The organism is Terrabacter terrae, assembly GCF_039529575.1.
Classification (GTDB): domain Bacteria; phylum Actinomycetota; class Actinomycetes; order Actinomycetales; family Dermatophilaceae; genus Terrabacter; species Terrabacter terrae.
The window spans coordinates 670,990-690,921 of record NZ_BAAANB010000021.1; the positions used below are offsets into that span (position 1 = coordinate 670,990).

General features: G+C 73.4%; 15 protein-coding genes. 13 read left to right on the forward strand and 2 right to left on the reverse strand.

Annotated elements, in window-relative coordinates; all coding sequences use genetic code 11:
* The first annotated feature begins 47 nt into the window (after nucleotides 1-47).
* On the forward strand, nucleotides 48-3,302 hold the full coding sequence (locus ABD194_RS13270) for a glycosyltransferase (protein WP_343992076.1): 3,255 nt from the start codon (nucleotides 48-50) through the stop codon (nucleotides 3,300-3,302).
* Nucleotides 3,299-4,774 (forward strand): DUF5719 family protein, encoded by a 1,476-nt coding sequence (locus tag ABD194_RS13275; protein ID WP_343992078.1) that lies wholly within the window; start codon nucleotides 3,299-3,301, stop codon nucleotides 4,772-4,774. Before ABD194_RS13270 ends, ABD194_RS13275 begins: the two co-directional genes overlap by 4 nt.
* A 79-nt stretch (nucleotides 4,775-4,853) precedes the next feature.
* On the opposite strand, the gene ABD194_RS13280 is transcribed toward ABD194_RS13275, so the two are convergent.
* Nucleotides 4,854-5,288, reverse strand: coding sequence for a metallopeptidase family protein (locus ABD194_RS13280; protein WP_343992080.1), 435 nt, complete (start codon nucleotides 5,286-5,288; stop codon nucleotides 4,854-4,856).
* Between the two features lie 170 nt (nucleotides 5,289-5,458).
* Between ABD194_RS13280 and ABD194_RS13285 the strand changes: the two genes are divergently transcribed.
* The 7 genes from ABD194_RS13285 to ahcY all read left to right on the forward strand — a co-directional run bounded on the left by ABD194_RS13285 (nucleotide 5,459) and on the right by ahcY (nucleotide 12,876).
* Entirely contained in the window at nucleotides 5,459-5,851 is a 393-nt protein-coding gene (locus ABD194_RS13285) for a DUF3499 domain-containing protein (RefSeq protein WP_343992082.1), read from the forward strand.
* Between the two features lie 8 nt (nucleotides 5,852-5,859).
* Nucleotides 5,860-7,374: a phosphomannomutase/phosphoglucomutase gene (locus ABD194_RS13290; RefSeq protein WP_343994145.1), complete on the forward strand. Its 1,515-nt coding sequence runs from the start codon at nucleotides 5,860-5,862 to the stop codon at nucleotides 7,372-7,374.
* Nucleotides 7,371-7,613: a Trm112 family protein gene (locus ABD194_RS13295; RefSeq protein WP_343992084.1), complete on the forward strand. Its 243-nt coding sequence runs from the start codon at nucleotides 7,371-7,373 to the stop codon at nucleotides 7,611-7,613. Before ABD194_RS13290 ends, ABD194_RS13295 begins: the two co-directional genes overlap by 4 nt.
* A 5-nt stretch (nucleotides 7,614-7,618) precedes the next feature.
* On the forward strand, nucleotides 7,619-8,782 hold the full coding sequence (locus ABD194_RS13300; protein WP_343992087.1) for an SIS domain-containing protein: 1,164 nt from the start codon (nucleotides 7,619-7,621) through the stop codon (nucleotides 8,780-8,782).
* A 153-nt stretch (nucleotides 8,783-8,935) separates the two neighbouring features.
* Entirely contained in the window at nucleotides 8,936-10,357 is a 1,422-nt protein-coding gene (locus tag ABD194_RS13305; RefSeq protein WP_343992089.1) for a mycothione reductase, read from the forward strand.
* A gap of 4 nt (nucleotides 10,358-10,361) precedes the next feature.
* Nucleotides 10,362-11,303 (forward strand): DUF808 domain-containing protein, encoded by a 942-nt coding sequence (locus tag ABD194_RS13310; protein ID WP_343992091.1) that lies wholly within the window; start codon nucleotides 10,362-10,364, stop codon nucleotides 11,301-11,303.
* 136 nt (nucleotides 11,304-11,439) lie between these two features.
* Nucleotides 11,440-12,876, forward strand: a complete 1,437-nt coding sequence (gene ahcY / locus ABD194_RS13315) for an adenosylhomocysteinase (RefSeq protein ID WP_343992093.1) — start codon at nucleotides 11,440-11,442, stop codon at nucleotides 12,874-12,876.
* A 99-nt stretch (nucleotides 12,877-12,975) separates the two neighbouring features.
* Here the strand turns inward: ahcY and ABD194_RS13320 are convergent, their stop codons facing one another.
* A complete protein-coding gene (locus ABD194_RS13320) occupies nucleotides 12,976-14,490 on the reverse strand; it encodes a hypothetical protein (protein ID WP_343992095.1) in 1,515 nt (504 codons plus the stop codon).
* A gap of 148 nt (nucleotides 14,491-14,638) precedes the next feature.
* Between ABD194_RS13320 and ABD194_RS13325 the strand changes: the two genes are divergently transcribed.
* From ABD194_RS13325 to ABD194_RS13340, 4 genes are all read left to right on the forward strand, one after another.
* Nucleotides 14,639-15,217 (forward strand): hypothetical protein, encoded by a 579-nt coding sequence (locus tag ABD194_RS13325; protein WP_343992097.1) that lies wholly within the window; start codon nucleotides 14,639-14,641, stop codon nucleotides 15,215-15,217.
* A gap of 229 nt (nucleotides 15,218-15,446) precedes the next feature.
* Entirely contained in the window at nucleotides 15,447-16,124 is a 678-nt protein-coding gene (gene mtrA, locus ABD194_RS13330) for an MtrAB system response regulator MtrA (RefSeq protein ID WP_343992099.1), read from the forward strand.
* Between the two features lies 1 nt (nucleotide 16,125).
* Complete coding sequence (gene mtrB, locus ABD194_RS13335) at nucleotides 16,126-17,889, forward strand: MtrAB system histidine kinase MtrB (protein WP_343992101.1); 1,764 nt, start codon at nucleotides 16,126-16,128, stop codon at nucleotides 17,887-17,889.
* A 40-nt stretch (nucleotides 17,890-17,929) separates the two neighbouring features.
* Nucleotides 17,930-19,738 (forward strand): LpqB family beta-propeller domain-containing protein, encoded by a 1,809-nt coding sequence (locus tag ABD194_RS13340; protein ID WP_343992103.1) that lies wholly within the window; start codon nucleotides 17,930-17,932, stop codon nucleotides 19,736-19,738.
* Nucleotides 19,739-19,932: the final 194 nt, after the last annotated feature.

Consider the following 19,932-nt stretch of genomic DNA (forward strand, 5'->3'; position numbering starts at 1 on the left):
ATGGACAAGCCCGGCCCGTTCCTGGCGTCCGGGTGAAGGTAGCCGCTGTGCCCGACGAGCTCGCCCGAGACCTCAGTGCCCCCGCTGGTGCGGGGAGTACGCCGTACGTGTCGCTGCCCGCCCCTCCCTCCACCGGGCAGCGCACGAGCGGAACGGTCGAAGCCGTCGTCGTCGTGCACAACGGAGCCACGTGGCTGGCCCAGTGTCTCGACGGCCTGGCCGCCCAGACGCTGCCGCCGGCGCGGCTGGTCATCGTCGACGTGGCGAGCACCGACACCTCCGGCGCCATCGCGCGCGCACACTCCGGCGTGCGCCGGGTCGTCCCCTCGGTCGAGGTCCTGCGCCTCGAGCAGGCCGTCCCGGTTGGCCGTGCCATCGAGCGCGGAATCGCAGCCATGCCCGCCGGCCCGAACCCCTCCGACAGCTGGGTCTGGGTGCTGCACGACGACACCGTTCCCCGCGCCAACGCCCTGGCGCAGCTGCTGCAGGCGGGTCTGCGCTCCAGGTCCGTCGGTGTCGCCGGCCCCAAGATCGTCAGCTGGGAGGACCCGAGGCGCCTGGTCGAGATGGGCCTGCAGATCACCCGCACCGGGCGCCGACTCGCGTCCCCGGCTCGCGGCGAGGCGGACCAAGGCCAGTACGACAACCGCGCGGACGTCCTCGCGGTCAGCACGAGCGGCATGCTCGTGAGGCGCTCCGTCTGGGACGACCTGGGCGGGTTCGACCGCGCCTTCGTCGAGCACGGCGCCGATCTCGACTTCGGCTGGCGCGCCCAGCTCGCCGGCCACCGCGTCGTCGTCGTCCCCGCAGCGGTCGTACGCGACGCCTCGGCCGGCCTCGACGGCGAGCGGCCGGGCGCCCCCAAGCCGCGTGAGCTCGAGCGTCGTGGACGCCGGGCGGCGCGCCAGGTGACGCTCGCACGGTGCTCCCCCCTCGCCGCGCCGTTCCTCGCGCTGTGGATGGCGCTCTCGGCCGTCGTGGCATCCCTGACGCTGCTGGTGGCCAAGCGCCCACGGCTGGCATGGCGCGAGCTCACCGACGTGACGGCGCTGCTGCACCCCTTCGCCACCGTGGGTGCACGGTGGCGCGGTCGCTCCACCAAGCGGCTGCGCCGCGACCACCTGGCGACCCTCTTCGTGGCCCCCAGCGTCGCTGCACGAACCACCGTCGACCACATCCAGGACGCCATCACTCCCGAGCGCACCCGGGCCCGGCGCGAGGCGGTCGCCACCACCGAGACGGGCCCCGTCGCCGACGACTCCGAGTCGCTCGACAACCTGCCGGCCTCGCTGCCGCGACGCATCGTGAGCCACCCCGGCTTCCTCGCCGTCGCCGCGGTGCTCGTCGCAACCGTCGCCGCCTGGCGCGACGCTCTGCGGGCCGGAGCCCTCTCGCCGACCAACGCGGGCGTCGCGGGTGGCGAGCTGCGGCCCGTCACCAGCAACGCCTACGGGCTCTGGCACGCCTTCCGGGACGCCTGGCACGGCGCGGGCCTCGGGACCGGCGCCGAGTCCGGACCACACCTGGCCGTGCTCTCGGCGCTCACCTGGCTCGCCGAGCGGTTGCCCGGCGTGGCCGAGAGCCGGTCGAGCGCAGGGGTCACCATCGCCTGGCTGCTCTTCCTGACGCCGGTGCTGGCCACCTGGTCGGCCTACCTCGCGGGTCGGGTCGTCACCTCCTCGCGGCTGGCACGCGCACTCGGTGCGCTCGCCTGGGGCACGACAGGAGTGGCCGCCACCGCGCTCGCCTCGGGGCGCGTCACCGTGTCCGTCGTCCACATCCTGCTGCCCTTCGTCCTCGCCGGGTTCTGCCTGGCGGCGCGCCGCGACGGCACCTTCACGGGCACGTTCGCCACCGCCCTGGCCACCGCGGTCGTCGGCGCCTTCGCGCCACCGCTGCTGGCCCTCTCCGCGGTCGCGGCCCTGCTGCTGCTCGTCCTGGGTCCGGGCCTTCGGCGTGCCCGCGCCCTGGTCCTGCTCCTCGTTCCGGCCGCCCTGCTCGGGCCGTGGGTGGCGCGCTTCGTCGAGGACCCCCGCCTGCTGCTGTCCGGGCCCGGCCTGCTGTCGACGGCCGACGACCGCGGCCCGTGGGGGGTTCTCGCCCTCCTGCTGGGTGCACCCGGTGGCACGACCTGGGCGGTCTGGCTGGGGGCCCCGCTGGTGGTCCTCGGCGTCCTCGGCCTGGCATCACGCAGTCGCAGCCGCGGGCAGTCCGTGGGGCTGGCCGTCGCCGGGCTGCTGGCCCTGCTCGGCCTCGCCGGCGCGCTGGCCTCCTCCCACGTCATGCTGGGGTCGGCCGAGACCGGTGTCGGCCGGTCGGCAGCTGCCCATCTCTGGTCCGGGCTGGGGCTCCAGCTCTGGCTCGCCGGGCTCGTGGTGGGGCTTCTCGCCGGCAGCCGGCCCGTGCTCGCCTCGCTCGCCGGTCCCCGCCGCCACTGGGGCTTCGTCGCAGCGGTCGCCGCCGCCGGGCTCGCCGTCGCGCCGGTGCTCGCGGGTGCTGCGCTCTGGGGCGCCCACGGCATCGGCCGCACCCTCTCGGTCGGCCAGGCGACGCTGCCTGCAGTGGCGATCGAGCAGGGGAGCGGCGCCCTGGGCAACCGGTTGCTGCTCCTGCGTCCCTCCGACGACGTCGTGGACTTCGTGCTCGCCGGGCAGGAGCCCGGAGAGCTGCTGCGAGACCTCGACCGGGCACCCGACGCCGACGAGACGCCGCTCGTCAACGCCGTCGCCGACATCGTGGGCGGACGGGGCGCCGACTCGCTGGACTCGACGGCCCTTGCCCGCCTCGGCATCGGCTTCGTCCAGGTGCGTGGCACAGCCGACGCTCCGCTCGCGCGGCGCCTCGACTCGTCGCAGGGCCTGAGCCGTCTGGGCACCAGCGAGCGCGGCATCCTGTGGAAGGTCCAGCCGATCCGGGCGGCGGACGGGGGCTCGCCCGCGACGGCCCCGTCCCGGGCGCGACTCGTCGACGCCGAGGGCGCCCTGCTGCAGGTCGTGCCCACCTCCGGACCGCACGCGGCGGTCGACACGACCCTCCCCGCAGGCAGCGGCCCGCGCTTCCTCGTGCTCGCCGAGCCCGCCGAGTGGGCCGCGCAGGCGCTCGTCACCTTCGACGGCAGGCGGCTCGAGCCCGTGGCGGGCAGCGCCCAGCCGACGTATGCCGTGCCGCCCACCGCCGGGACGCTCGAGGTCGACCTGGCGGCCGCCCGTCCCTGGTGGCGACTGGGCCAGGCCGTCCTGCTCGGCTTCGTGGTCTTCATGGCAGTGCCCTTCGGCAACCGACGTTCGAGGAGGCGCTCGTGAGGAACGTGTCCGGCATCGTCCGCGCCGGGGTGGTGGCCCTCGGGGCCGCGGCCCTCGCGCTGGGAGCGACCCGAGTGGGCGGCATGGACGGCACGGTGCGGCTCGCCCCGGCCAGTGCCCGCGCCGGCCTGCCGGAGTCGTCGGACGTCCTCGTCGACCAGGCGTCACTCGTGTGCCCGGGGCAGCAGCGGCTCGGCGCCACCGGGCTACGGGACGTCAAGGGCACCGTCACCGTGGCGGCCGCCTCGCCCGCCACCGGCGTCGTGGAGGGCGCTGCGACCACCGGCACGGGCACGGTCCAGCTGTTCGCGGGGCCGTCGTCCGATGGTCTCGGCCAGACGTCCGACCGGGGGGCCGTGGTCTCGGCAGGCCTCTCCGGCGCAGACCCCGTCGTGGCGCGGGCGACCGGCGCCCTCGCGCCCGGCCTCGTCGCCACCCAGGTCTGGCGTCACGGCGGTGACGACGACCGCGGCCTGGCCGTCACCCCGTGCCAGCTGCCGTCCTCGGACGTGTGGCTGGTCGGCGGCGGCAGCGGTGCCTCGCGCACCGAGCGCGTCCTCGTCAGCAACCCAGGGGCCAACGCCGTCACCGTCTCCTTCGAGGTGCTCGGCCACAGCGGTCGCATCGACGCCGCCGCGGGCCGCACCGTCTCGGTGCCGCCCCTGTCGCGCGAGGTCCTCTCGCTCGACGCCGTCGCGCCCGACGAGCCCTCGCCCGTCGTGCACGTCACGGCGACCGGAGGAGTGGTCTCCGCGGTGCTCGACGAGCAGTGGATCGCCGGCGCCACCGCACGCGGCATCGACGACTCGACCCGCGCGGCCGCGCCCGGCACGGATCTCGTCGTGCCCGGGGTGGAGGCCGGCGGCGCCGTCTGGCTCAGGCTTGCCAACCCGGCCGGCACCGAGGCGCTGGCACAGGTGCGCCTGCTCGGTGACAAGGGCCCGGTGCAGCCCGACAACCTCAGGGCCGTTCGCGTTCCCGCAGGGACCACGGTCGACGTCCGCATGCCGCGCAACGCCACGGCCATGGGGCTGGGCGTCCGTTCCGACCAGCCGCTCGTGGCTGCGGCCTGGACCGAGCGTCGGGCCACGACCGCCGACCAGATGGGGGACTTCGCCTGGACCCCGGCGACACCCGCGCTGCGCGGCGTCGCCGGAGTGCTGCTGCCCGACCTGCGGGGGTCCACGAAACGCCTTCTGCTGACAGCCGGTCCGAGCCCTGCGACCGTCCAGGTGCGCCTCGGGTCGGGTCAGGGTGCCCGACTGTCCACGGTGACAGTGGCCGCCGAGTCGACGGCAGTGGTCGACGCGGGCGACGCCGACGCCGTCTGGGTGGTGCCGGGCACGGGCACCGTTCGGGGAGCCGTCTCGGTGGCCGGAGTCGATGCCGGCGTGCCGTTCTTCTCGGTGGCATCCCTCAGCGAGGCCCCGGTGCGGGCGCTGTCCGTACCCGTGCGCCAGGTGCGCAACTAGGTCGGGTCAGCCCGTTCGCCGTCCGCCTGAGGTGGCCGTGTCGGTGGTTGTTCGCGACGAGGGGCGGCCACCCATCCGGTCACTCGCCGAAGCCGGGGTCCAGCTCCTCGGGCGACACGCCCAGCAGGCCTGCCACCTGCTCCGTGACGATGTCGGCGACGAGAGCGGCCACGTCCCGCCGGTCGGTGACCCGGGTCTCCACGGGGCGCCGGTAGACGACGATGCGGGCCGGGCGGGCGCCGGTCGCCGGGTAGAGGCGCCCGAGCGGAACCTCGCGGTGGTCCCACGGGGCAGGGCCGCGAGGGACGTCCTCCACCGCGAACTCGACGGCGGGGAAGGCGCGCCCGCAGGTGGCCTCGAGCCGAGCCGCGGCGTCGAGGACGAAGTCGTCGAACTCGTCGCGGCGCGACACCATGGCCGGCACCGGGGGCCAGGCCAACGGCCCGCGGCGACCACGGCCGTGGCGGTCGCGCCGGCGGCGGTGCCCGGTGACGCGGGGCTGGGCAGAGTCCACGGCTCCACTCTAGATCGGCGGACGGGGCCGTCGGCGTCGCCGCCCCGGCAGGGCCAGCGCGTCCCGGCCCGACGGCATACGTCCTCGGGAGCCTTGCGAACCCCGGTATCGGGACTCCGACGGCGTGGTGATTCGTCCTCTCCGGGAGGGCGGGGCTAGAGTCCCCGATCGTGGGTCTGACACGTGGTTGCTCGAAGACGGGATGCGCTCGTCCTGCCGTTGCCACCCTGACCTACGCGTACGCCGACCGCGCGGTCGTCGTGGGTCCGCTGGCGACGTATGCCGAGCCGCACACCTACGACCTGTGCCTCGAGCACGCGGAGCGGATGACCGCTCCGCGCGGGTGGGAGGTCGTGCGCGTGGGTGGCGAGTTCCCGGAGCCGACGCTCGCGACCGACGACCTGCTGGCACTCGCCGACGCCGTGCGCGAGGCCGGAAGGCCCCGTGCGAGCCGTCCCGTCGACAGCCGCTCGCCGTCCCGCGGGCAGGCGAGCACCGAGGCGGAGTCCGGCGCCGTCGAGTCGGGCCGTCGTGGGCACCTACGCATCCTCAGGGACTCGTGACCACTAGGCTGAACGCCGTGCCGCACCTCGCAGACTTCGTCAAGGCCTACGACGTTCGTGGGACGGTGCCCGACCAGCTCTCACCGGAGGTGGCCCACGCGATCGGTGCGGCCTTCGCCGAGGTCGTCGCCGTCCCCGACGGCGCCGACGGTGTCGTCATCGGGCACGACATGCGGCCGAGCTCGCCCGAGCTGTCCGCGGCCTTCGCCGCCGGGGTGACCTCTCGCGGCGTCGACGTCACCATGATCGGGCTGTGCTCGACCGACGGGCTCTACTACGCCAGTGGGGCGCTGAACCTTCCCGGCGCGATGTTCACCGCCAGCCACAACCCGGCTCGCTACAACGGCATCAAGCTGTGCCGCTCCGCCGCCCGGCCCGTGGGCCAGGACTCCGGGCTGGCCGAGATCCGCGACCTCGCGCAGTGGATGCTCGGCGGCGGCAGCGGCCTGGCGCACCCCGCCGGTGGCCCCGGCTCCGTGACGACACGTGACCTGCTCGGCGACTACGCCGCCTTTCTGCGGGGGCTCGTCGACCTCTCGGGGTCGCGCCCGCTCAAGGTCGTCGTCGACGCCGGCAACGGCATGGGCGGGCACACCGTCCCCGCCGTCCTCGGCACGAGCGGCGGACTGCCCGAGCTGCCGCTCGAGATCGTGCCGCTCTACTTCGAGCTCGACGGCACCTTCCCCAACCACGAGGCCAACCCGCTCGACCCCGCCAACCTCGTCGACCTGCAGGCCGCCGTTCGGGAGCACGGCGCCGACATCGGCCTCGCCTTCGACGGCGACGCCGACCGTTGCTTCGTGGTGGACGCCCACGGCGAACCCGTCTCTCCCAGCGCGGTCACGGGCCTCGTCGCGGTCCGAGAGATCGCCCGGGCCAGGGACGGCGGCGACGCCGAGGTGGCCGTGGTGCACAACGTCATCTCGAGCGCCGCGGTGCGCGAGGTCATCCTCGAGTCCGGGGCCACACCGGTGCGCACCCGCGTCGGCCACTCCTTCATCAAGGCCGAGATGGCCCGTGCCGGAGCCGTGTTCGGCGGCGAGCACTCGGCCCACTACTACTTCCGCGACTTCTGGTTCGCCGACACCGGCATGCTCGCCGCGATGCACGTCCTGGCGGCCCTCGGCGAGCAGGATCGACCGCTGTCCGAGCTCTGTGCCGAGTACGAGCGCTACGTCGCCTCGGGCGAGATCAACTCCACCGTGTCCGACCAGCCCGCCGTCGTGGAGCAGGTCCGCGCCTGGGCACACGTCCGAGGCGCGCGCACCGACGAGCTCGACGGGCTCACGGTGACCTGCCCCGAGGGCCAGTCGCCCTCCTGGTGGTTCAACGTCCGCGCCTCCAACACCGAGCCGCTGCTGCGCCTGAACGTCGAGGCGGCCGACCGTGAGACGATGCAGGACGTGCGTGACGAGCTGCTCGCCCTGATCCGGGCGGGCTCCTCACAGGCCGACTCGGCCGACAGCACGCACGACGACACATCGAACAGTCCGTCCACCCCTGCCGCAGGAGATGCTTCGTGACCCAGAGCCAGCAGACCATCGAGCCGTGGCTGCGCGGCATCATCCGGTGCCCCCAGTGCAAGGGCGAGCTCACGGACGCCTTCCACGGCGCCGGTGAGGGCGCCGGGAACAGCGAAGGGAACGGCGATGGGGACTCGGAGATCACCGAGCTGCGTTGCGCCACCTGCCGGCTCGCCTACCCCATCGAGGGCGGCGTGCCGGTCCTGCTGGTCGAGCTCTCCCGGCGCACCGACGGCTGAGCGCCGTGGGCGCCGTGTTCGAGGAGTCCCGCCTCGACGACGAGGGCGCCCTGGCGTCGCTCGACTCCACCGACACCCTGCGGGCGCTCGCCGGAGCCGGGGCACAGGTTCGCCGCACGATCGCCGCGGCGAGCGAGGCCGGGCTCGACCGGCTGCGTGAGGTCGGCCCGCGCGGCGTCGTCGTCGCGGCCGCAGGCGGCTCCGTCGCCGTCGCGGACATCTTCGAGGCGGTGTCCCGCGGGGCCTCCGCCCTGCCGGTCCAGAGCTGCTCCTCCGGGTCGCTGCCCGGCTGGGTCGGCGCACTCGACGTGGTCCTTGCCGTGTCCCAGTCCGGCCGGGCGGCCGGCACGCTCGCCCTGGCGGCGGAGGCCGCCAGGCGCGGCGCCTTCCTGGTGACCGTGGGCGCCGCGGACTCGCCGCTGGCTGACGTGTGTGCCCGCGCCCACGGCGTCCACGTGCCGATCGCCGTGACCGAAGCCTCGTCGCGCACCTCGGTGTGGGCGCAGGCCACGCCGGCGCTGCTCGCTGCAGACGCCATGGGCATCGCCGCGCTGGACAACGAGACGCTCATCGACCTCGCCGACGTGCTCGACAGGACGGCCTCCGAGGTCGGCCCGTCGTCCGAGTCCTTCACCAACCCGGCGAAGCTGCTCGCCACCGAGCTGTCCGAGTCGACGCCGATCGTGCTGGGGGAGGGCGCCTTCGGCGACGTGACGGCGCGTCGAGCGGCCGCCATGTTCGGGCGCACCGGACGCGTCCCTGTGGCCCACGGCTGCCTACCGGACGCCGCGAGCCAGATCGTCGCGTGCTTCGACGGCCCGCTGGCTCCCGGGCAGTCCAACGGCGGCGGCAGCGACGACATCTTCGCCGACCCCTTCCTCGACGGGCCGAGCCGGCCGCCCCTGCGCCTCGTGATGCTGCGCGACACCTCGGGAGGCGCCGGCCACGGGCTTGCCGACACCATCGTGTCGGTGGCCCAGGACGCGGGGGTGCGAGTGTCCCTCGTCGACGCCGCGGCGCCGGAGCCGTTGCTGAGGCTCGCGCACCACGTGGCGCTGACCGACTTCGCCGCCACGTACCTCGCGCTCGGCTTCGGCTTCGACCCGGCGACCTCGCCGCACGTGCGCCTGCTCCGTGGGGCCCGCGAGGTGCGAGGCGCTGAAGGCTGAGTGAGCCGGGCGTATCTGACTGCGCCCGCGGCCTTCTCGTCGTGAGCCCGCGACTGCGTGTGCGCGCGTCGACGCGGCAGCCCACCGGCGGCCTACGCGTGGGCCGCCTGGCGAGACGCGGCAAGCGACGGGCCCGCGACATACGCTGCCCCGGTGGATCCCCACTTCGACCTGGCCATCCTCGGCAGCGGCTCGGGCAACGCCCTCGTCACGCCGGACTTCGACGACAAGCGGGTCGCCGTCATCGAGGGCGGCACCTTCGGCGGGACCTGCCTCAACGTCGGCTGCATCCCGACCAAGATGTTCGTCTACGCCGCCGACCTGGCCCGCGACGTACGTGACGCCGGCCGTTACGGGGTCGACGCGACGCTCGAGGGGGTGCGCTGGTCCGACGTGCGCGACCGCATCTTCGGTCGGATCGACCCCATCTCGGAGGCGGGCAGGAAGTACCGCCTGGACGGACCCAACACGAGCGCCTACCTCGGCCACGCCCGCTTCACCGGCGACCGCAGGCTCACGGTGGCTCTCCCCGACGGGCGAAACGAGAGCCTGACCGCCGACCAGGTCGTCGTCGCCGTGGGCGCCCACCCGGTGGTGCCCGACGTCGTCACCGAGTCGGGCGTGCCCATCCACACCTCCGACACGATCATGCGGATCGACGAGCTGCCCGAGCGCCTCGCGATCGTCGGCGGCGGCTTCATCGCGGCCGAGATGGCCCACGTCTTCTCCTCGTTCGGCGTGCACGTCACCGTGCTGGCGCGGGCGTCGCACCTGCTGCGACACCTCGACACCGGTATCGCGCAACGGTTCACCGACCTGGCCCGGGAGCAGTGGGACGTGCGCACCGGCACCAACGTCGTCGGCGTCGAGCGAGGCGCCGGGGGAGCGGGCGTGCGGCTGCACCTCGACAGCGCCGCGGTCGTCGAGGCGGACCTGCTCCTCGTCGCCACGGGCCGGCGTGCCAACACGGCCGGGCTCGGCACCGAGGCCGGCGGGCTGCGGCTCCAGGAGGACGGCAGGATCGAGGTCGACGAGTACGGCCGCACCAGCGCTCCGGGAGTGTGGGCGCTCGGCGACGTCAGCGCTCCGTACCAGCTCAAGCACGTGGCCAACGCCGAGGCGAGGACCATCGCGCACAACCTCGTGCACCCGCACGACCTTCGGCCGCTGCCCCACCGGCACGTCCCGTCGGGCATCTTCAGCCACCCACAGATCGCCACCGTGGGGCTCACCGAGGAGGAGTGCATCGACCGGGGGATCGCCCACGTCAGCTACGTGCAGGCCTACGGCGACACGGCATACGGCTGGGCGATGGAGGACACGACGAGCGTGTGCAAGCTGCTCGCCGACCCGTCGACCGGGCGGCTGCTCGGCGCCCACCTGATGGGGCCGCAGGCCACGACCCTCATCCAGCCGCTGGTGCAGGGCATGGCCTTCGGCACGACGGTCCAGCAGCTCGCGAGGGGGCAGTACTGGATCCACCCCGCGCTCGCCGAGGTGGTCGAGAATGCGCTGCTCGGGCTGCGCGTCGGGCCACCGGCGTTCTCAGGTGACTCCCAGACCACCCTAGGATGACGCCATGGCAGGCGGACTCGTAGCGCTCCTCGACGACATCGCGGCCCTCGTGAAGCTCGCCGCCGCGTCGGTCGACGACGTGGGGGCCGCCGCTGCCAAGGCCAGCGCCAAGGCCACGGGAGTCGTCGTCGACGACACCGCGGTGACCCCCCGCTACGTCGAGGGCCTGGCGCCGGAGCGCGAGCTGCCGATCATCCGGCGGATCGCCGTGGGCTCCCTGCGCAACAAGCTGCTCATCATCCTGCCGGTCATCATGGTGCTCAGCCAGTTCCTGCCCTGGCTGCTGACGCCGATCCTCATGGTCGGCGGCGCCTACCTCGCCTACGAGGGCGCCGAGAAGGTCTGGGAGATCGTCTCGGGGCACCGCGAGGAGAAGGCCGCGGCCGGGACGGTCGACGAGGACGCCGTCGTGACGGGCGCCGTCCGCACGGACTTCATCCTCTCGGCGGAGATCATGGTCATCGCCCTGAACGAGGTCGACACCGAGCCCTTCCTCTCGCGGCTCATCGTGCTCATCATCGTCGCGGTGCTCATCACGGCGCTCGTCTACGGCGTGGTCGGCCTGATCGTGAAGATGGACGACGTCGGACTCTCGCTCGCGCGGCGCGAGTCCGGTGCCTCGCAGCGGGTCGGGCACGCCCTGGTCAAGGGGATGCCGCGGCTGCTCTCGGTCCTCTCGACCGTGGGGATCGCGGCCATGCTGTGGGTCGGCGGCCACATCCTGCTGGTCGGGGCCGACGAGCTCGGCTGGCACTGGCTCTACGCCCAGGTGCACCACCTCGAGGAGGCGGTGCACGGTGTCGCCGGCATCGGTGGACTGCTCGCCTGGATCGCCAACACGCTGGCCTCGGCCTTCATCGGCCTCGTCGTCGGCGCGGTCGTCGTGGCCGTCCTGCACGTCATCCCACGCGGCAGGAAGCCCGACCGGGCCGCCGCAGCGCACTGACCCTCGACGCTGCATTCGGGCGCGCGGCGGGGCCGCCGCTAGACTGGGCCACTGCCGGCGTGGGTGATGACCCGCCATGACAGCCCAGAGGGGCGCGCCGGGTCTGCAGACCGACGATCAAAGGAAACGATCACTCATGTCCTTCGACTACAAGGTTGCCGACCTGAGCCTCGCCGAGGCCGGCCGACACCAGCTCCGACTCGCCGAGCACGAGATGCCCGGCCTCATGGCGATCCGCGAGGAGTACGCCGAGGCCCAGCCCCTCAAGGGTGCCCGCATCGCCGGCTCGCTGCACATGACCGTGCAGACCGCCGTCCTCATCGAGACGCTCACCGCGCTCGGCGCCGAGGTCCGCTGGGCCTCCTGCAACATCTACTCCACCCAGGACGAGGCCGCCGCGGCCGTCGTCGTCGGCCCGAACGGCACCCCCGAGGACCTGCAGGGCGTGCCCGTCTTCGCCTGGAAGGGCGAGACGCTGCCCGAGTACTGGTGGTGCACCGACCAGATCCTCACCTGGCCCGGCGGCGAGGGCCCGAACATGATCCTCGACGACGGTGGCGACGCCACGATGCTCGTGCACAAGGGCCGCGAGTGGGAGCAGGCCGGCCAGGTGCCGCCCACCACCGACGAGGACTCCGAGGAGTTCGGCGTCTTCAAGGAGCTCGTGCGCCAGACGCTGGCCACCGACCCCCAGAAGTGGACCACGGTCGCCGCGGGCATCAAGGGCGTCACCGAGGAGACGACGACCGGTGTCCACCGCCTCTACCAGCTGGCCGAGGCCGGCGAGCTGCTCTTCCCGGCCATCAACGTCAACGACGCGGTGACCAAGAGCAAGTTCGACAACACCTACGGCTGCCGCCACTCGCTCATCGACGGCCTCAACCGCGCCACCGACGTCCTCATCGGCGGCAAGGTCGCCGTCGTCGCCGGCTACGGCGACGTGGGCAAGGGCTGTGCCGAGTCACTCCGTGGCCAGGGCGCCCGCGTCATCGTCACCGAGATCGACCCCATCTGCGCGCTGCAGGCGGCGATGGAGGGCTTCCAGGTCGCCCGCCTCGACGACGTCGTCGACTCCGCCGACATCTTCATCACGACCACCGGCTGCTACGACGTCATCACCGCCGAGCACATGACGAAGATGAAGAACAAGGCGATCGTGGCCAACATCGGCCACTTCGACAACGAGATCGACATGGCGGGCCTCGCCCGCGTGCCCGGCATCCAGAAGACGCAGATCAAGCCGCAGGTGCACGAGTGGACCTTCGAGAGCGGCAGCTCGATCATCGTGCTGTCCGAGGGTCGCCTGATGAACCTCGGCAACGCCACGGGCCACCCGAGCTTCGTCATGAGCAACAGCTTCAGCAACCAGACGATCGCCCAGATCGAGCTGTTCACGAAGACCTCCGAGTACGACAACAAGGTCTACACGCTGCCGAAGCACCTCGACGAGAAGGTCGCCCGCCTGCACCTCGACGCCCTCGGCGTCAAGCTCACCGAGCTGACCAAGGGCCAGGCCGAGTACCTCGGCGTCGACGTCGCCGGCCCGTACAAGCCGGACCACTACCGCTACTGAGCGATCGGCCCCAAGGCCCTCCACTCACGGCTTGCGTATGCCGCCCACCTCACGAGGTGGGCGGCATACGCCCGTCTTGGGCAGGGTGGGAGGCGAGGCTCAGCGCGGGGCGCGGAGCAGGACGTACTGGCTGCCGCGCTGGGCGACCGTCCACTGAGCCTGGGCGGTGAGGGCCTCGACGACGGGCTGGTCCTTGCCGAGCAACGCGTACGTGCAGTGGGTGCTCGCGAGGTACGACTGCCAGCCGGGCGCGGCGCGCTCGAAGTCGATGTGCTCCTTGACGTGGCCGGTGGCGTAGACCTCGACCCGGCCGTCGATGGTCGGCCGCACGTTCGGGTGGGCCCAGATGAGCCAGCCGCCGACGCCGTAGTCGTTGCACAGCACGGTCCCGGCCGGGAGGGCCGACAGCGGTGCGTCGAGGTCGCGGGCGCCCCAGGTCGGCACGGCGGCCCGGGCCGGCAGGACCAGGGCGGCGACGACCAGCCCCAGGGCGGTGAGGCCCAGGGTCAGCCGGACCTCGCGCCGGCTCACGGGCTCCCGGTCGGGCGGCAGGAGGCCCTGGACGGTGCCGGCCGCCACCGGCGCGATGACCGCTGCGCCCATGGCGACGGTGCGCGCATAGAGCAGCGCGAGCCCGATGGCGAGGCCGACGAGCAGCACCTCGGTCCAGCGCACCGGGTGGCGGGAGCGCGCCCAGACGAGCACCACCGTGGCCGCGAGCGCGAGGAAGCCGAGGAAGCCAGGCTGGTGCAGCGACGGGGGCATCCACTCCTCGATGTACTGGGTCGTCTCGTTGACGGCGAACGGCGACAGCAGCAGCGAGGGGCCGGTGGGCGTCAGGGCCGCGGCCGCCAGCGACGCGAGGGGCACGGCGGCGAGGCGCAGCCACCGGCGCAGGCCCACCACCCGGTCCAGGGCGATGCCCAGCAGCGCGACGACGCCGATCGCGACGCCGAAGAACCACATGCCGTGGGAGCACGCCCAGAGCCAGGTCACGGGGACGAGCCACCAGCGCGGGCGGCCGTCGCGGGCCGAGCGCAGCCACGCCGCGGTGAAGGCCACGGCCAGGGCGAAGGAGAGCAGGTGCGGCCGCAGCGACAGGCTCTGGCTCATCGCCACGAACGTGACCGACGTGACCGCGGCGGAGGCGAGCAGCGAGGCCCGGGGGCGGGTGGCGCGCCAGAGGGTGAGCCCGATGGCGGCGGCGCCGAGCGGCAGCAGCCACGCCACCCCGGGCAGCCCGAGCAGCTGCTGCACCGCGCTCATGAGCAGCTCGGGGAGCCACTCGTGCAGCCGCCACGGCTGCGTCGACATGGTGCTCCACGGGTCGGCGCCGTCGAACGTCCACGTCCGGCGCAGGTAGTCACCGGCCGCGAGGTGCCAGAAGGTGTCCGGGTCGCCGACCGGACGCGCGACCAGCACGACCGCTACGAGGATGACGAGCCCGGGCAGGCCCTGGCGCACCCCCAGGGGGAGCAGCCCCCGACGGGTGGGCTCGGCGGTCCTCACGAGCGCGGCGGGCTGGGCCTGCGGGTCACCGTCGTGAGGGCCGCCCACCGTTGTTCGTGCCCGTGGCTCGGCGGTCGGGGCGCCGCCCCTCCTGTCGCTCGTCACCCGGAGATCATCGCGGCTCGAGTGCTGCGCCGGGGCGTTTTGGGCGGATTGGCGCTCGCCGCAGCCCCTCCCGCGGCCGCGTGCCGGGAGCGTGCGTGTCAGGATTGGCGGACCGACCGACCGTCCACCTCTTCGGGCAGGGACAACCATGAAGAAGCTCTTGACCGGTGCGCTCGCGCTGGCGCTGTCCATCTCCCTCGGTGCCTGCTCGAAGTCGGATGCCGGCAACGGCGGGCCGTCGGCGACCGCACCGGTCGCGTCGAGCACGTCGACTGCGACGAGCACGGACGCCGGCACGCCGACCGACACCTTGCCGCCCACCGCCACTGCGACTGACGGCTCCGGCACCAGCACGGGCACCGCGACCTCCAGCGTGACGGCGAGCGCGCCGGACCAGTCCACGCCGGAGGCGGCCATGACCTCCTGGCTCGGGGCGATGGTCTCGGGCGACGGCAACACCGTCTGTCGGCTGATGTCCACCGGTGGCAAGGCGATCCCCAGCATCCCCGGTGCGGCAGCCGCCTGCGGCAAGAAGATCACGCCCATGCTGGACCAGCTCAAGGAGCTGGGCGCGGCCTTCAAGGGCCTCCAGATCACGGGCGCCACCGTCAAGGGCGACACCGCGACCTTCGACAGCGTCACCACCGAGCCGGCACTGGCCGCCGACGTGGTGCGCAGCTTCAAGGCCGTCCGCATCGGCGGGAAGTGGTACGTCACGCAGGGCTGAGTCCGCGCGACTGACACCGGACCGAGGGCGTATGCCGTCCCGCGCGGTCCGCGGACGCCACCGGACGGCATACGGCTCGGGGCACGGCGACACCCGCGGCACCCGGGTGGGCCGGCTCCCACGCTTCGCTGCGGCGCGTCGCAGCACGTCAGCGTCTGGTCAGGCGTGTGTGATGATTTGGTCAGGACGTACGGGGCGCGTCATCCGCGGCTCCGGGGAGGAGTGTGTCGTGAAGGGTCGGGTACTGGTCGTCGACGACGACCTCGCACTCGCCGAGATGCTCGGGATCGTGCTGCGCAACGAGGGGCTCGAGGTCACGCACGTGGCCGACGGCTCCGAGGCCGTGGCCGCGTTCCGCGACTCGCGAGCCGACCTGGTGCTGCTCGACGTGATGCTCCCCGGGCTCGACGGCATGGAGGTGTGCCGCCGCATCCGCGCCGAGAGCGGCGTGCCGATCGTCATGCTGACCGCCCGCACCGACACCGTCGACGTCGTCGTGGGCCTCGAGTCCGGCGCCGACGACTACGTGGTCAAGCCCTTCAAGCCCCAGGAGCTCATCGCGCGCGTGCGGGCCCGGCTGCGCCGCGGCGACGAGCCCGCACCCGAGAAGCTCGCGATCGGCGACCTGGACATCGACGTGGCCGGCCACTCGGTCAAGCGCGACGGCCAGCCCCTGTCGCTGACGCCGCTCGAGTTCGACCTGCTGGTCGCCCTCGCGCGCAAGCCGTGGCAGGTGTTCACCCGCGAGGTCCTCCTCGAGCAGGTGTGGGGCTACCGCCACGCGGGCGACACGCGCCTGGTCAACGTCCACGTCCAGCGGCTGCGGTCCAAGATCGAGCACGACCCCGAGCGCCCCGAGATCGTCGTGACCGTCCGGGGCGTCGGCTACAAGGCGGGCCCGTCCTGACATGAGCCAGCGCGCGGCCACCGGTGGACCCGCGGGCACGGCCTCGCGGGTCGGCTCGCTGCTGCGCGGCCTCTGGCACCGGGTCCTGCACCTGTGGCGGGCCTCGCTCGGTTTCCGCGTCGTCGTCGTGACGATGCTCTTGGGCATCCTCGTGCTCGCCGCGGTGGGCACCTACCTCTACGGTTCCATCGCGCAGGGCCTCGTCGACAGCCGCCAGCGCATCGCCGCCGAGGACAGCCTGCGCGACGCCACCGACGCCCAGGGCCAGTTCGACTCGACCGACCAGACCGACACGCAGGCGAAGCTCACGCAGTTCGCCACCACGCTCATCAACTCCTACCGGCGCGACGCCGGCAACGAGACGCGTTACGTCGTGCTGACGCGCTTCGACGACAACACCTCCCCGGTGATCGTCGGCCCCATCGAGAGCGGCAGCGTCGGCGTGCGCTTCATCCCCGACGAGCTGCGCCGCCAGGTCGCGGCGCAGCCGAGCCGCCAGCACCTGCAGGTCGCGACCATCGACGAGGGCAACAGCAGCGTGTCAGCGGTGATCGTCGGGCAGAAGGTCGTGCTGCCGGTGGCCGGTGACTACGGGCTCTACTTCATCTACCCGATGGACCGCGAGCGCGAGATCATCAGCTTCATCGGCCAGACCTTCCTCTTCGGCGGTGCCGCCCTGACCGTGCTGATCGGCGCCATCGCCTTCGTCGTGACGAGGCTCGTCGCCGACCCGGTCCGGCGCGCAGCCGCCGTCGCCGAGCGCTTCGCCGAGGGCAACCTCGGCGAGCGCATGCGGGCCAAGGGCGAGGACGACCTGGCCCGGCTCGCCAACTCGTTCAACGGCATGGCGGCCTCGATCCAGCAGCAGATCGCTCAGCTGGAGAACCTCTCCCGGGTCCAGCAGCGGTTCGTCTCGGACGTCTCGCACGAGCTGCGCACGCCCCTGACGACCATCCGGATGGCGGGCGACCTCATCCACGACTCCCGCGCCGACTTCGAGCCGACGGTGGCCCGCTCCGCCGAGCTGCTCCGCGGCGAGCTCGACCGGTTCGAGGAGCTGCTCGCCGACCTGCTCGAGATCTCCCGCTTCGACGCCGGTGCAGCGCAGCTCGAGGTCGAGGCCGTCGACCTACGCAGCTGTGTGGAGCGCGCCGTCGACGCGCACCGCACGCTCGCGGCACGCAAGGGCACCCAGCTCGTCGTGCGCACACCGGCCGCGCCGGTGCTGGCCGACATGGACTCCCGCCGCATCGAGCGCATCCTGCGCAACCTGGTGTCCAACGCCGTCGAGCACGGCGAGGGCAAGCCCGTCGAGGTGACGGTCGGGGCCAACGACACCGCCGTCGCCGTCACCGTGCGCGACCACGGCGTCGGGCTGCGCCCGGGTGAGGCGGCACTGGTCTTCACCCGGTTCTGGCGGGCCGACCCCGCTCGGGCGCGCACGACCGGAGGCACCGGCCTCGGGCTCGCCATCGCCCTGGAGGACGCACGGCTCCACGGCGGGCGGCTGGAGGCCTGGGGCGCCCTCGGCGAGGGCTCCTGCTTCCGGCTCACGCTGCCCCGCCGGACCAACGCCACCATCACCGGCTCCCCGCTCCCGCTGAGCCCCCTCCTGGCGGAGGCCGCTCGGGCCCGGGCACTGCGGGACGGCGAGCCCGGCTCGCAGCCGACCGGGACCGGTCAGGGCGGTCAGGCGGGGGCGAACGGGCCGGCCGACGACGACACCGTCCGTCTTCGTCGCATCGTCGTCGAGCGTTCGCCATGACGCCTCGCACCATGGTGCCCGGCACCGTGAGGGCCCAGCCGTGAGAAGCCGCAGGCTGAGGTCGCGCGTCCTGGTGTGCCTGCTGGTGGCGGCCTGCGCCCTGCTGGCCGGCTGCGGCGGGCTGCCGGGCACCGGGCCGGTCGTCGCGGGGCGAGCGCTCGGTGAGGTGCTCAACGAGCCCGTACGCGTGGTGGCCGTGGGTCCCGTGGACGGGGCGAGCCAGGAGGCCATCGTGCGCGGCTTCCTGCGCGCGGGTGAGGACATCGACGAGACGCACGCGACGGGCCGCTCCTTCTTGGCGCCCCAGTCGGTGGACCTGTGGCGCTGGTCCAGCGAGGACGTCGTCATCTACGACGGGGACCTCACCCTGCGCCGCGTCGGCGACGACCGGGTCGAGGTCAGCGCCGCGGCCCTGGCCAGGCTCACGCCGGACGGTCGCTACCTGGAGGAGCCGCCCGGGGCACGCGAGAAGGTCACGTTCGGCCTGACCAAGGTGGGCGGTGAGTGGCGGCTCGAGCTGCCCCAGGACGGTTTCGGGCTCTGGCTCGACAACGACCAGTTCAACCGGGTCTACACCAACCGCTTCGTCTACTACGTCGGCCGCGGGGGTCGCGACCTCGTGCCCGACTCGCGGTGGTTCCCGATCGGCACCCGCCTGGCCACGACCCTGGCCCGTGCCCAGCTCAGTGCGGTTCCCGACCACCTCGCCGGTGCCGTCACCACCGGCGTCCCCGCCGGCACCCGGCTCGCCGTCAACGCCGTGCCCGTGACCGGGGGCAAGGCGCAGGTCAACCTCAGCAGCGAGGCGCTGTCGGCCGACCCTGCTGCGCGCGCTGCCATGTGGGCGCAGCTGACCAAGACGCTGAGCCAGATCTCGTCCGTGGGGTCGGTCTCGCTGGCGGTCGACAACACCCCTCTCGAGCTCCCCGGGGGCGTCACGTCGGTGACCTCCGCCGCCGACCTCGGCTACGACGTGGCGCAGAAGAGCTTCTCCGACACCGCGCTGCTGCGCAGTGGCGAGACGATCCGCCGCATCGACCCGCGCTACGTCCCGGACACCGGCGCGGCCAAGCGCCCGGACCTCAAGCCCAAAGGCGGTGACGTCGGCCAGATCCCGGACGCCTGGGTCGACCTCGCGCTGTCCGCCGACAGCCGGCAGGTGGCGGCGCTGTCCGCCGACCGCAGCGCACTGTCGGTCTGGCGCACCACCGAGCAGACCCGCCGGTTCCCGTCCTTCGCGACGTCCCTGACCCGGCCGGTCTTCGACATCAACGGCTACCTGTGGCTCGCCGGCCGCGACGGCTCCGGGCGCGGCCGGGTCTTCGTGCTCGACTCGGTGTCCAGCGACCCGGCCTCGTCCCCCAAGCCGATCAGCACGCCGTGGCTGGGCGGACGTCAGGTCAAGGCGCTGTCCGTGTCGGCCGACGGCGCCCGCGTGCTGGTGGTGACGACCGACTCCTCCGGCGGCGACGAGCAGCTCGGCCTCAGCGGGATCGTGCGTGCGACGAACGGCGAGCCGCAGTCACTGGCCCGTCCGCTGCGCCAGGCGCAGTCGCTGACCCGCCTCCAGGCCGTCACGTGGCTCGACGCGTTCAGCTACGCGGTGCTGGGCCAGATCGGCGCCACCGACCCCATGCGCCCATGGCTGGCGACCATCGGCGCGGGAGTGGACGGCACGCGACCCGGTCTGGGGCGCCTCAGCGCCGTGCCCGGCGCGGTCGCGATCACGACGGTGGGCGGCCCCCGAGGGCTGCTGCTCATCACCAGCGACAACCGCGTCCTGGCGCGAGCCGGCTCCACCTGGCCGCTCATCGAGCACGGCAGCGACGTGCTCGTGCCCGGCGGCTGACCCCTCCACCGGCGGCGCAGCGCCGGCACCGGCGCCGGCGCCGGTGCTCCACGTCGTGCACATCCCCCGTCGCGGACGTCCACGCTTCCACAGGCGTATGCGTCCGGCTCGTCCTCGCGCCCCGTTTCCGGTGGTCTGGGGTCAGGGCTCACGGTGGTCGCAACGTGCCGCGTGAGCCACCGGACGACGGGCGC

Bases quoted from the DNA above. Each gene is read 5' to 3' on its own strand.
- ABD194_RS13310 (WP_343992091.1), top strand. From the start codon at position 10,362: ATGGCAGGCGGACTCGTAGCGCTCCTCGACGACATCGCGGCCCTCGTG.
- ahcY (WP_343992093.1), top strand. From the start codon at position 11,440: ATGTCCTTCGACTACAAGGTTGCCGACCTGAGCCTCGCCGAGGCCGGC.
- ABD194_RS13325 (WP_343992097.1), top strand. From the start codon at position 14,639: ATGAAGAAGCTCTTGACCGGTGCGCTCGCGCTGGCGCTGTCCATCTCC.
- mtrB (WP_343992101.1), top strand. From the start codon at position 16,126: ATGAGCCAGCGCGCGGCCACCGGTGGACCCGCGGGCACGGCCTCGCGG.